The following is a 13,203-nucleotide window of genomic DNA, read 5'->3' as shown; positions in this document are numbered from 1 at the left end:
ATGCCTGAATCCATGGACGCCATCATCCTGAAGGATGTCGTGAAGAGCTTCCGGAAGCGGACCATCCGGGGCGAGTACACGACCTTCAAATCCGAGCTGCTTCGCTGGTTGCGCGGCAAGCGCCAGGCGCGTGATGCGAGCCTCATCACCGCGCTGCGCGGCATCAACCTCGCCATTCCCAAGGGCAAGACGGTGGGCATCATCGGGCGGAACGGCTCGGGGAAGAGCACGCTGCTCAAGCTCATCACCGGCATCTACACGCCCACCTCCGGCGACCTGCAGATCAACGGTCGCATCTCCGCCTTGCTGGACCTGGGCGCTGGTTTCCATCCGGACTTCTCCGGACGGGAGAACATCCTCATCAACGGCATCATCCTGGGCATGACGCGCGCCGAGGTCCGGGCCCGGATGGATGAAATCATCGCCTTCAGTGAGCTGGGCGAGTTCATCGACGAGCCGGTGCGCACCTACTCCAGTGGCATGTACATGCGCCTGGCGTTCGCGGTGGCCACGCACGTGGACCCGGACATCCTCATCATCGACGAAATCCTCGCCGTCGGAGACGAGCACTTCAGCAAGAAGAGCCTCGCCAAGATGATGGACTTCAAGCGTCAGGGGAAGACCATCGTCCTGGTGACGCACGAACTGGGCACCGTGGAGCGTTGGTGCGACCTGGCTGCGTGGATTGATGGCGGCTACGTCCGCCGCGTAGGCAAGCCCTCGGAGGTCACTGCCGAGTACCGCGAGGCCATCTCCCTGGCCGAGGCCCAGTCCGCTGCCTTCACGCCCCCGGCGCTCACGGAGGGCGGCGGGGCGCTGCCACAGGTACCGGCCGCGACGCTTCCCTCGGAAGGCCCCGTTCGCATCCGCAGCGTTCAGTTGACGGACGCGCAAGGCGCACCCCTGGAGGTCCTGTCGCCTGAGCAGGGCGTGGAAGTACGCGCGGCGTTCGCGGTGGATGAGGCCTGCGAGGACGTGGACTTCGAGGTCCGGCTCCAAGCCGCGGACGGGCGAACCCTCTACGAGACGAGCACTCGCCGCGAGTCAGTGGTGCTTACGCGGATGCCGTCTCAAGGCGTGCTGCGCTTCCTGATTGAGCGACTGGGCGTCCTGGGCGGAGAGTATTCGCTGGTGGTGTCGGCCCGGTCCTCGAAAGGGGATTCGTCCGCGCGTTGTGTGTTCAAGGTGGTCTCCGAGGACGAGGACGAGGGCGTGTTCCGGCCTCCGCACCGATGGTTGGTGGAGGCGGGGTCGGAGGCTCAGCCGGGTGTCCCTTGCGCTTCGGGCACGCCCCAGCGCGTGGTGGTGGGATGAAGCGCTGGGAGCGCGCCAGAACCCACGGGGAAAGGTGATCCATGTGGCAGAAGTGGGCTGAAGTGACACAGGGGCCCGCGGAGGCGCCTGGTCCGGGGGAGTTCGCGCAGATGGTGGCTGCCCTCCGGAAGGTCTTGGAGGAGCGCCAGCCGTGCCTCCCCGAGCAGTGTGATGAGCGCAGCGCGCTGGAAGGCGCCTTGCGGCTGGCAACGGAACATCTCCACCGCGCGCTCCCCGAAGGGGGGCAGGGCTTGTCCTCGCTCCAGGAGGCCGCGCGGCTGGCGGACCCGGGTGCGTTCTCCGTTCCCGCCTCGCACCGGGCGCGTGGCGGCAAGTTGGTGACGACCGCCAAACGTGCCTTCGTCAACGGGCTCGCGCCCTTCCACATTGAAATGCTGCGCCCGCAGGGGCGCTTCAACCGCGCGCTGGTGCGGGTGCTGGAGTACCTGACGGTGCACCGGGCCCTGGGCCTACGTGATGACGTGACGTCCTGGGCCGTGGCGCAATTGGAGCCGCTGGCGGTGCCCACCCGGTGGGGAGTTGGCTCGCACCGCGGGCGCGTGGCGGGCGCGCTGGTGGGCTTCGCCAAGCGGGGCTATCTCCTCACGCTGGGCCCGGTGTTGGAAGCCGTACTGGAAGGGCAGGCCCGGTGGAACCTGGCCATGGTGGACGCCATCCGTGTGGCGGCGGGGCCGAACGCGCCGGCGGAGGCCGAAGCGCGGCGCGTGGTGGCAGAGGTCGAGGCGCTGCGGGAGCCGCAGGCCGGCCGCGCACTGCCCGGGGCACTGAAGGCGACTCACGTGCTGTGGGGCGAGGTGCTGCGGCGCCAGGCCCGTTTCAACTCCGAGTCCGTACTCGCGCTCGCCAACCTGTTGGGCACGCGGACGGCGCCTCCGCAGCCTCCGGCGCTGACGGACTATCCCGCCTGGTGTGAGTCGCGCGAACCGGCGCGCATCGCTGCGGCGCGTGAGGCTGTGGCGCGGCTGGTGGAGCGGCCCCGGCTGTCGCTCGTTACCCGTGTCCAGGACACACCTGAGTCCTTCCTGCGCGAGTGCCTGGGCTCAGTGGAGTCCCAGGTGTATGCCGACTGGGAGTGGGTGCTGGTGGATGACGCCAGCACGGCGCCTCATGTCGCGCCCCTCCTTCGGGAGGCAGCGGCGCGGGAGCCGCGCATTCGCGTTGTCGCCTCGGCCTCTGGTGGAATCGCCCGGGCCACCAATGCAGGGCTCGCGGTGGTGCGTGGCGACCTGGTGGGCTTCCTGGAGCCGGATGCAACGCTGGCGCCGCACGCGCTGGCCGAGGTCGCGCTGGCATTCGCGGCGCAGCCCGAACTGGACGTCCTCTACACGGACGAGGACCAACGGGATGCGGACGGCCGCCGGGCGGCGCCCTTCTTCAAGCCGGACTGGTCTCCCGACCTGCTGCGCTCCGTGAACTATGTGGGCCACTTCCTCGTGGTCCGTCGCGGAACGCTCGAGCGGGTGGGGGGCCTGCGCGAGGGATTCGACGGCGCCCAGGGCCATGACCTGGTGCTGCGGCTGAGTGATGCCTCCGCGCGCATCGGCCATCTCCCGGAGCCGCTGTACCACGGGCGTGCGGCGTTGACGCCGTCCCCAGGGAACGCCGAGGCCACGAAGGCGGGTGTGCGGGCGTTGATGGCGCACCTGGAGCGCAAGGGCGAGGTCGCCGAGGTGACGAGCCCGGCGCCCATGCAGTACCGGGTCCGCTATCCGGTGCGGGGCACGCCGAAGGTCTCCATCATCGTTCCCTTCAAGGACCGTCCGGACCTGCTGCGAACCCTGGTGGACAGCCTGCTGGCTCACACCCGGTATCCTCACTTCGAGGTGCTGCTCGTCTCCAACAACAGCACGCGTCCGGAGACGTTCGCGCTGCTGGAGCAGTGGGTGGACTCGCGGCTGGTGAAGCTGACGTGGGACCACCCCTTCAACTATCCCGCCATCAACAACTGGGCCGCGAAGCAGGCCACCGGGGAGCTGCTGCTCTTCCTCAACAACGACATGGAGGTGGTGGACCCTGCCTGGTTGGACGAGCTCGTGTCGCAAGCTCAGCGGCCCGAGGTGGGCGCGGTGGGGTGCAAGCTGCTCTTCCCCGAAGGCACCGTGCAGCACGCGGGCGTCGTGGTGGGGATGACGGGCTTCGCGGGGCACCCCTTCTGGCGGCTGCCAGATGGCCCCATCTCCACACCCTTTGGACATACGGAGTGGACCCGGAACTGGCTGTCCGTCACCAGTGCGTGCGTCATCCTCCGCCGCGAGGTCTTCGAGTCGCTGGGGGGCTTCGATGAGCGCTTCCAGGTGTGTGGCAGTGACGTGGAGTTGGGCCTGCGGCTGAACGCGAAGGGGCTGCGCGTCGTTTGCACGGCGCAGACCCGGCTCATCCATCACGAGTCCGCCAGCCGGCGCGCGGACGCCATTCCGGAGGCGGACTATTGGTTGTCGTATGCGGCCTACCGGCCCTGGCTGGGACCCAAAGGCGACCCCTTCTACAATCCGCACCTCACGCTGACCGCCACGGACTGCGGCCTTCGCCGCCACCTGGAGGACGGGGACTCGCTCGCGGTGCGCACCCTGGGGCGGGATGTGCCCAGTGCGAAGGACGTGAGAGGTGAGCAGCGCGCCCGGGCTCAGCGTCATCTGGTGGAGCACCTGGACGCCTGGGACTTCACGCCGGAGCAGGCACGGTCCGCGCGCGAGTCGGCGCCGGGGGCCCTGGTGGCGCTCCGCGCGAAGGGCAGGGTGGAGACCGCCACGTGGTTCGTGCCCGCGTTCGGCCACGTCTATGCGGGCATCCACACCATCTTTCGCTTCGCGGACCTGATGCAACGCCGCCATGGTGTGCGCAGCGACTTCGTCATCTACGACCAGCCGAATGTCCGGCCCGGGGACATCGAAGCGCGCGTGGCGAGCATCTGCCCAGGCGCGGTGGGCGCGGTGCGGGTGCTGCGCCGTCCGGAGGACGTGGCGGAGTTGCCCGCTTGTGACCTGGCACTGGCCACGGCGTGGACCTCCGCATACCGCGTGCTGCATCACCCTCGTGCCGGTGTCCGCGGGTACTTCGTTCAGGATTACGAGCCGCTGTTCCACGCGGCGGGAACACCTTCCGCGCTGGCCGAGCAGACGTATGGCCTGGGCTTCTACGGCATCTTCAACACGCCGGGCCTCTACCAGCACGTCGTGGACCTGCATGGAATGGACGGTGTCTGGTTCGAGCCGGCGGTGGATGGAACGCTGTTTCACGCCCGCCGTCCACCACGCCAGGGGCCTGTACGTGTGTTCTTCTATGGACGGCCTGGCAACGAGCGCAACGGCTTCGAACTGGGGCTTGCGGCCCTGGCCCGCCTCAAGCGGGAGCTGGGGCCGGCGGTCGAGGTGCTCGCCGCGGGAGCGGAGTGGGACCCGGAGGCCTATGGGGTCCGGGGGCTTGTCACCAATCTGGGGATGTTGCCCGCGGAACGGACGGCCGCGCTGTACCGCGAGTGTGATGTCGGGTTGTGTTTCATGTTCACCCGACACCCGTCCTATTTGCCGCTGGAGATGATGGGTTGCGGTGTCACTGTCGTGACGAACGATAATCCCACCAATCGATGGCTGCTGACGCATGGCGACAACTGCCTGCTTGCCGAGCCGACCCCGAGTGGCGTACTGGCCCGGCTTCGAGAAGCCGTTTCGGATGGCGCCCTCCGGCAGCGGCTCGGCGCGAATGCCGCGGAGCGGGTCCGTCGAACGACATGGGAGGCCGAGGTTGACCGAGTCATGACAGGCCTGCTGACGGGGGAGAGCGAGCTGCGCCCTGCCAGGCAGGTGGGGTGAAGCCAGTCGCTTCGGCGGAATCGCGCGGACCCTGGGGGGCCGCGCCAGAAGGGATATTTCATGCGGGACAGCACCCAGCACCGAATCGCTCCGGAGCTTGAGCCGGACCCTTCCCACGGGCCGCGTTCGGACGAGCCGGAAAGCAGCCAGTATTGGAAGTCCACCAGCGGCTACACGTACCGGGAGATGATCCGCAACCGGCAGGAGCACGGCAGCCGCGGCTATGCGCAACAGGAGCAACTGCTCACCACGCTCATGTTGACCGAACAGCGCGCGCTGTCACGGCCACTGGACGTGCTCGAGTTTGGCTGCGGCTTCGGCCGGCACGCGGCTTATCTGTCGTCGCTGGAGGGCGTTCGCTACCACGGCTACGACTTCTCCGAGGCCATGATGGAGCCGCTGCGCAGCGCGCCGCCCGTGGGGCTCCAGCCCGTCGAGGAGCGGCTCTGGAGCGGCCCGGACGCGCTCACGGCGGTGGGGAGCCGCCAGTTCGACATCGTGTTCACCGTCTCCGTGCTCATCCACAACCCTCCGGAGCTGCTTCCGGGGTTGCTGGACACGCTGGGGAAGCTCGTGCGGCCCGGAGGGCTGCTGTGTCTGGTGGAGAACAAGCTCGTCCCGGTGGGCGTCTGGGACAACGGCTGGCATGACGGCTGCTGGCTGCATCCCTATGCGGAGCTGGTACCCACGGGGTGGGACCTGCACTACGGCTCCGGGTTGATGGAGACGCACGACCTCTACGTCTTCAAGCGCCATGAGGGCCAGCGGCGTCGCTACTTCCTCCTCTCGGCGGCGGAGCGCGCCCGCGAGGAGACGCGTGAAGTGACGCTGGAGTCGCTCCAGGTCCAGTCGCTGCCCCGGTTGCGCGAGTGGACGCTCCAGGCGGGCGAGGCGCTGCGGGGCGCGGGGCGCACGGGAGACATGCGCGTCTCGGAGCTGAAGGAGCGGTTGGACGTCGAACTCCAGCGGTCGGCCCGGAGGCAGCGCCTGCTGGCACTTTCCGACGAACTGGCGCAGCTGCGAAGCGAGTCGCTGGAGGCGCCTCGGCCCGCGGCTTCGTCCGCGCCGACGTCGCCTGGGCACGTCGTCGTCACCGAGGGCGTGGTGGTCGACGCGCCCCTGGACACGCGCTGGGCACACCCGGAGCCCCGGCTGGCCCGGCTGGTCCACATCTTCCACCAGGAGTGGTACGGCATCCGCGCCGCCTCGGGCTACGCGCCTGGACACAAGATTGGTATCACCGCCAGCCGCCCGCTGACCGCGGCGGACCACCGGCGCATCGTGGAGACGTGCGAGGCGCTGGGGGCACGCGCTGTCGTCTTCCAGGGCTTCTCCCCGAATGCGCTTGAAGTTGTGCACATGCTGCGCCGCGTGTTTGGCGGTGCGTTGAAGCTGAGCTGTGTGTGGCATGGCTCCACGTCCCAGTTCCACTTCGACATCGAGCTGAACAGCTTCAGCCGGCTGCTGGCGCTGAAGGCGGAGGGGGTGCTGGACGGGGTGGCCTGCGTCAAACCGCAGATGCACCAGCTGTCGCCGCACATCTACCCGGACGTGCTGCTGAACTTCCCGCCGCGCGTCGCTCCCGAGGACTGCCGCCACCGGGCCCCCGCGACACGCGCGGCCCTGGTGCCCACGCCGAACAACTGGTGGAAGAACTTCTACTCCAATGTCTCCGTGGCCGCCTCGCTGCCTCGGATCGACCGCGTCTTCGTCACCAGCGCCTTCGCGTCCTCACCTGAGATTCCGCTGCGCGCGTCCATCGTCAACGTGGGCCCCTTGGGACGCGCCGAACTCTTCCACCTCATCCGCGAGTCGGACGTGCTGCTCAACGTCTCGCTCTCTGAATGCCAGCCGATGACGGCGCTGGAAGGCATGGCGCACGGCGTGGCGTGTCTCACCGGGCCAATCTCGCTTGGCAGGCTGGATGAACACCCGTTCCAGAAGATGGTCCAGATCGCGGGGACCGGGGCGCTCGGTGACATCCGCTCGGCGGTGTCCCGCGTCCTCGAACTTCGCGACCGCGCTCCCGACGAGTACGCGCAGATGCTGGAGGACTACACCCGCATCCTCTGCGCCGACGCCGTCAACCGTTACCTCGAGTTCGCCCAGCCATGAGTCCTACCCGCGTCTGTCTCGTCACTGACGAGCTCTACCCCTTCACGGCAGGGGGCATTGGCCGCCTCACGCACAATCTCATCGTGGATTCGCTGCGACGGACCGAGGACGTGGAGTTCCACGTGCTGGTCCCCGCGACGGTGCCGCTCCAGCCGGCGCAGGTCGAGGTGTACTTCGGCAACCGGGTGAAGCTGCACGTCTGTCGCTACCGAGAGCCCCAGCAGGGCGCCGCGGACGCGCATGGCATCTACCCGCCGCTGTCGGCCTTCCGCGACACGCGCTGGCATGGGGAGTCGCTGGAGTTCATGCGCTACCTCAAGGCGCGTGAGCAGGAAGGGCTGCGCTTCGACGTCGTCGAGTTCATCGACTTCCACGGTTGGGCCTTCTGCAGCCTCCAGGAGAAACGCCTGGGGCTCGCCTTTGCCCAGACGACCCTTTCGGTGCGGCTGCACTCCACCAGCGGCATCCTCATGCCGCTGGAGCCCAACACCCTCGAGGTGGAGAACCTCGGCCGGTATGAGATCGAGCGGAAGGCGCTGTTCGATGCGGATGTGGTGGTGGCGCACCTGCCCTGCATCGCCAGCATCAACCAGCGGTTCTACGGGTTCGACGAACAGTGGCTGCGCAAGGTCCGGGTGGAGTTTCCGCCCGTGGTCGTGGATGCGGCACCCGTGCCCGCGCCGCCGATACCCGCGACTCAGCGCAACCTCGTGTTCATCACGAAGATTCAGCCGCTCAAGCATCCCGATGTCTTTGTTCGCGCCGCCGTCCTCCTGATGCGCGGGTGGCCGGAGTACGCGGGTAAGGCCGTGTTGGCGTGCCATTCCTTTGATTCGAGCTACTTGGCGGAAATCAAGGGGCTGGTCCCCACGGACCTGATGGACCGCTTCGTGTTCATGAAGCCGGGGCCGGACCGGGACGTGCTGATGCGTTCGGGGGTGGTGGCCATCACCTCCCGCTTCGAGTCGCTCAACCTCACGGCTTACGAGAGCTCGGTCGCGGGCGGGCGGCTGGTCCTCAACGCGGAGTGCGCGGCCTTTGGCGACGACAGCCCCTTCGTGGATGGCGTCAACTGCCACAAATACGACGGCACGGTGGATGGCCTGGCGGCCACCCTGCGCAAGGCCTTGGAGGCGCCCGGGCTCGAGCCGGTGAAGTGGACCGTGAGCACGCCCTACTGGGAGACACAGGCCCCCGTCGCGGCGCACGCTGCGTCCACCAGGACGCCGCTGGTCAGCGTCATCATCCTCAACCAAGACCGTGGGCGCTCCCTGCCGGAGGCGCTGCGCAGCGTCGCTGCCAGCACGTACCTGGAGGTGGAGGTCATCGTCGTGGATGATGCGTCGACCGGGGGCTTCGACCTTCAGGTGCTGACGCGACTGGAGCAGTCCGCGGCGACCACCCAGGACCTCCGGGTCATTCGCTCTCCGGTGCGCCGCGGCCTGTCGGGGGCTCGCAACCTGGGCCTCCGTGCCGCGCGTGGCGAGTACGTCCTGTCGCTGGATTCGGATGGCTGCCTTGCTCCGGGGTTCATCCAGTACGCGGTGGCGGCGCTGGAGGCGCAGCCCGCGTTTTCGGGGGTGGCGCCAACCTCCGGACGTTTCCATGGGGCCGAGGACCTGGCGGAGCGCAGGTTCGCGGATTTCGACGTGTACCTGGGCGACTGTCCGTCCCTGTCATTGGTGGCGGACCGCGTGTCCTCGCACGCCGCGCTGCTTCGCAAGTCTCTCTTCGAGAAGCACGGCTACGACGAGGCCTTGTTGAGCCATGAGGACTGGGGGCTCTTCGTCCGGTGGGTCCAAGGGGGGCACCGTTTCCTGGTGACGAACCAGGCCCAGGTCTTCACCCGGCGGAGCGAGCGCCCGCCCCTGACGGACGCGGAGCGGCGTCGCTTCTTCCAGCGGCTCGTGGGCATCTTCGATGGGATGCAGGGGCCACTGCATCCCTCGGTGCGCGTGTTCAGCCTGCTGGCGCACTCGCGCGATGCGATGGTGGACCTGTTCAGCACCCTCCACGCACCCGCGCCCGCCTTGAATGCAGTCGCACCTGTTGAGGTGGCCCAGGCGATGTCGGCCGCGATGCGTCCGCTGCGCTATGACGTGGTGGACTGGATGAACGCCGCAGTGAAGCGTTTGCCTGGCGTGCATCCGCTCCTCAAGCAGGTGGCGGGGGCTACTGCCGTCGGGAGCGGCCCGGGTGACAGCGCGGAAGGTGGGGGGGGCTCGCCGCTGCGCTATGCACTGGTGGACCGCGTCAACGGCTTGTTCAAGCGAGCGCCCTTGGTTCACAGTGCGTTGCGCTGGACAATTTCCAAGGTCTCCTGATGCGCACGGGGCGCTACCCAGGCCGAGGCTGCGCTTCGGTTCCTGGGGGCGCCTCTTCGGTTGTGAGTAGCGCCAGCGTGGCGAAGGTGGCGATGACCGACCAGTAGATGAAGCGAAAGTCGTTGCCGATGCCGATGACGAGATAACTGAGCGCATAGCCCAGCCCGGACAGGGCTGTGCAGCAGGCTATCGGCGTCCTCCGGACGCGCCTCAGCGCCACGACCGTCAACGCGCCCAACACGAGGAGCCACGCCCAACCGCGGAAGAAGATCGACTTGCCAGCCCAGTTTTCAATGGCGCGCGCCCACTGGTTCACCAGTCCTTCTCTGGGTGTTCGAAGGTGGAATGGATTCGCATCGATGTCCTGGAGGATGGGAAATGGCATGGGACCCGCGAATGCACCCGTGAGGTGCCGGAACGAGGCAATCCGATGCTTCATCCAGGTTGCAGGGTGGGTGCGGAGGACCCGAAACCATTCGTCCACGAACTCCTGGCGCCGGAAGGCCAGTGCGTCGAACGGAATGGGGCGTGCCCCTTCACTTCCTCCGAAAAGCGGCCACACATGGGTCGGCGTGTAGCTGATTGCCAGTTCTTTCGCGGAGGTCTTCTCTGCCAGCAATGAGCTCGGTAACAGCTCCGGGTGGACAGTATAGATGCCTGCGAGATCGAACAGGAATAGCTGTCCCGCCGCCCATCCCCGGTTGGCATTGAGCACATGTTTGGGCAGGGCAGGCACAAGGGCGAGGCCCCCAATCATCACGACCAGAGCCGGTATTTTCAGGGGCCAGCGCCAACCATGTGGCGCGAGTTGGGCCATGGTGGGGATTGCCAATGGAATGGCTGCGACGATTGCGTTGTGACGAAATGCCACGCTCGCAAGAAGGAGTAGCAGTGCAAGAACGGGACGGTGAACCTTGAGCGCGGCGACTGCTCCGAGCAGCGCTGCGGCCATCATCACGTCCTTCCACAAGACGACAGCGAGTGCCCATACCGTCGGAGTGAGCAGGAATGCTCCCATGATGAGAAGCCCCCAACGCCCCTTTGTGGCATCCGACGACTTGACGAGTGCCGCCATGCACGCCCCCATCGCGAGGAGCTGCATGGCGAGCACGAGCCAGGGGGAGCCGACCAGCTTTCCGCTGATGCCTAGAATCCATGAGCCCAGAGGTGGATGGACATCGTTGTAGTGTCCATTGAGGCCCTGCGTGTACTGGTCGATGGAGTCGGAAGACATCAGCCCTGGCTGGAACGCGGCAAAGAGCGCCGCGGCCCAGAGCAGGACGCCCATCCGAAGGGCTCGATTCCGTGAGGGCTCATCCACGAGGAGCGTGGCGGACCACTTCCTGTAGATGGACTTGAGGGTGGCTTGAGTGTGCATTGCTTTGAGTGGATGCCTCATGAGGCCCTGGGAGGGCGCCGGACTCGAAGTCTGGAGAGGAGTTGGTGACGGAGCGGCCGGGAATCATCCGGGTCGTTGAGTAGTCGTTGGGCGGTGCGACGAACCAAGGTATGAACAGATTCGAATCGCTTGAGTGTGCTGTTGACCCTGTCGGCGACCTGCGTCAGGAGTGGAGCGGGGGCGGCGTTGGCCATGCGGATGCTGGCTTCTTGTCGGTGGGCGCGTCCTAGATGCATGCGGAGTGCGCGCTCCGGGTGGATCGGCAGCGTGGGGTGCTTCTGGCACAGGTAGGCCATCAGCGCATAACGGTCGTTGACGCGCATGCTGCGAGTCATCGAGTCCGGACGCAGCCGGTAGTGGAAGAGCGGCTCCGGGATGATGGAGCCCGTGAGGCCTCGCTCCGCCAGGGAACAGAAGACGTCCCAGTCCTCGTAGGCCGTGAGCCATTCGTCGTAGCCACCAACCTCTTCCACGCGCCGCCGTTCCATCAGCGCGGTGCAGGTGGAGGCTACGTTCTCCGCAAGCAGGGCGTCGCGCTCGGTGCCCCAGGGAATCCAGCCACCCACCGGCGCGTCCGGGCTGTCGACGAAGTAGGAGACGAGGGAGGAGACGTATGCCAACCCTGGCGTGCTCTCCATCACCGCAACGGCCTTCTCCAGGAATGTGGGATGGATGAGATCATCTGGATCCAGCGGAAGGATGTACCGGCCTCGTGCGGCGCGCAGCCCGACATTCCTCGCCGAGCTGAGCCCTCCGTTCGGCTTACGAAGGATGCGGACGTCCGCTGCATCGAGCGCGTCCAGTACGGCAATGCTATCCGGATCGGTGGAGCCATCATCCACGATGATGATTTCGTAGTCGGTGAATGTCTGTGCACGGATGGAGCGCAGCGTCTCCGGCAGGTAGCTCCCCATGTTGTAGTAGGGCACCAGAATGGACACATGGCGCGAGGTGCCGGGTGTAGCGCGGGGCGCGGCGCCAATGGGGCCAGGGTGGCGACTCGGCATGGCATCCGCCACTGTGGCCTCGAACCGGCGGACGAAGCTCGACGGCGCGCAATGCGAAGCGATGCGAGAAGGAGCTGCCTGACGAGCAGTTGCGCGGAGCGTGGACGAGGAAAGGGCCTGGCCGAGCATGGCTGCCAGATGCGCGGAGTCATCAGCCCGGAAGAGCAGACCGCTGTGGCCGTGCTCGATGAGTTCAGCAATGCCTCCGGCATCGCTGCCAACCACGAGTGCTCCGGCCGCCATGGCCTCCAGGCACACGTTGGAAAAGCCCTCCCACCGGGAAGGGATACAGCACACCGTCGCGCCAGTGAGGGTCGGGCCCAGTTCGGAGTCAGCACGCCCGGGGCCAAAATGGAATCTGCTCCTCCAAGCGGGCGCGATGCGCTGTTCCAGCCAGTCCCGCATGGATCGTCCGCAAGGGCCGGTGCGGGTGTCTTCGCCCACGAGGTGGACCTCCGCGGAGAGACCTCGGTCGAAGAGGGACTGCATGGCCTCGACGAGCAGGTGGACGCCCTTCCGGTACTCCAGGCTTCCGAAGTACAGCACTCGAGGTGGGCTGTCTCCTGCAGTCGGCGCGGTGGCGGAGCGCGGGGGGGGCTGGAAGGGAGGCGGAAGCACGAGACCGGTGTCCTTCATGCCCAGCCGAATCCGTGCACGTTCCAGGGCGGCCGCGGAGGGAGCGAGCACGAGGTCTGCTTCACGGATGGCGCTGTCCTCCATGTGCTCCCGCTGTGCGGCGTCCATGTCCAGCGCGGCAATTCGGTTGAGCCACAGCCGGTCGTGGCTGGAGTCGTGCAAACGCACCGCGAGGACCGCGGTGCGGAAGTGTCCCAGCGTCCGCCGGGCGCGCATCGCGAAGTAGCCCTCACCTTCGGTGTCAGGAAATTCGATGACGTCGAAGGGATGGCGCGTGTGGAGCTCCAGGACGCTCCGGTACGCCGACCACGCGTGGCGAAGGGCTTCGTGTGGGAACGCGCCTCGGAGGTCCGTCTCGCGCTCATCGACGGCGTGGACGCGGACATTGGAGAGGAGTGCCTTGGCCTGCTGCTCGGCCGCGTGGGCCTTCGTGAGGACGTGCACCTCGTGGCCCTCGGAGACGAGGGCCCGGCTCATCTGGGTGACGTAGGTCCCGAATCCATTTCCAGCGAAGGGGGTGAGTTCTTTGTAGACGAGACAGATTCGCAAGGACCTGACCTTGGGCAGGGACAGCGCCG

Annotated in this window: 6 protein-coding genes; 4 read left to right on the top strand and 2 right to left on the bottom strand. The window is 67.1% G+C overall.

All coding sequences use genetic code 11. The features are described from left to right. From BLU09_RS31825 to BLU09_RS31810, 4 genes are read left to right on the top strand one after another with little or no spacing between them, the layout of a single operon-like run. The gene (locus BLU09_RS31825; RefSeq protein WP_090494235.1) at window positions 1–1,314 is read left to right on the top strand and encodes an ABC transporter ATP-binding protein; all 1,314 of its coding nucleotides are present in this window, start codon (window positions 1–3) and stop codon (window positions 1,312–1,314) included. A gap of 41 nt (window positions 1,315–1,355) precedes the next feature. Further along, window positions 1,356–5,144, top strand: a complete 3,789-nt coding sequence (locus BLU09_RS31820; protein WP_090494234.1) for a rhamnosyltransferase WsaF family glycosyltransferase — start codon at window positions 1,356–1,358, stop codon at window positions 5,142–5,144. 60 nt (window positions 5,145–5,204) lie between these two features. Beyond that, complete coding sequence (locus BLU09_RS31815; RefSeq protein WP_090494232.1) at window positions 5,205–7,259, top strand: methyltransferase; 2,055 nt, start codon at window positions 5,205–5,207, stop codon at window positions 7,257–7,259. Beyond that, on the top strand, window positions 7,256–9,583 hold the full coding sequence (locus BLU09_RS31810) for a glycosyltransferase (RefSeq protein ID WP_090494230.1): 2,328 nt from the start codon (window positions 7,256–7,258) through the stop codon (window positions 9,581–9,583). The genes BLU09_RS31815 and BLU09_RS31810 overlap by 4 nt, the downstream gene beginning before the upstream one ends. 13 nt (window positions 9,584–9,596) lie before the next feature. Here the strand turns inward: BLU09_RS31810 and BLU09_RS31805 are convergent, their stop codons facing one another. Together BLU09_RS31805 and BLU09_RS31800 are read right to left on the bottom strand one after the other, a co-directional pair. Then, a complete protein-coding gene (locus tag BLU09_RS31805; protein WP_244172202.1) occupies window positions 9,597–10,871 on the bottom strand; it encodes a hypothetical protein in 1,275 nt (424 codons plus the stop codon). A 107-nt stretch (window positions 10,872–10,978) separates the two neighbouring features. Next, window positions 10,979–13,174, bottom strand: a complete 2,196-nt coding sequence (locus tag BLU09_RS31800) for a glycosyltransferase (RefSeq protein ID WP_090494226.1) — start codon at window positions 13,172–13,174, stop codon at window positions 10,979–10,981. Window positions 13,175–13,203 lie beyond the last annotated feature (29 nt).

The organism is Myxococcus virescens, assembly GCF_900101905.1.
Taxonomy (GTDB): domain Bacteria; phylum Myxococcota; class Myxococcia; order Myxococcales; family Myxococcaceae; genus Myxococcus; species Myxococcus virescens.
This window is presented reverse-complemented; position numbering and strand designations above follow the sequence as displayed.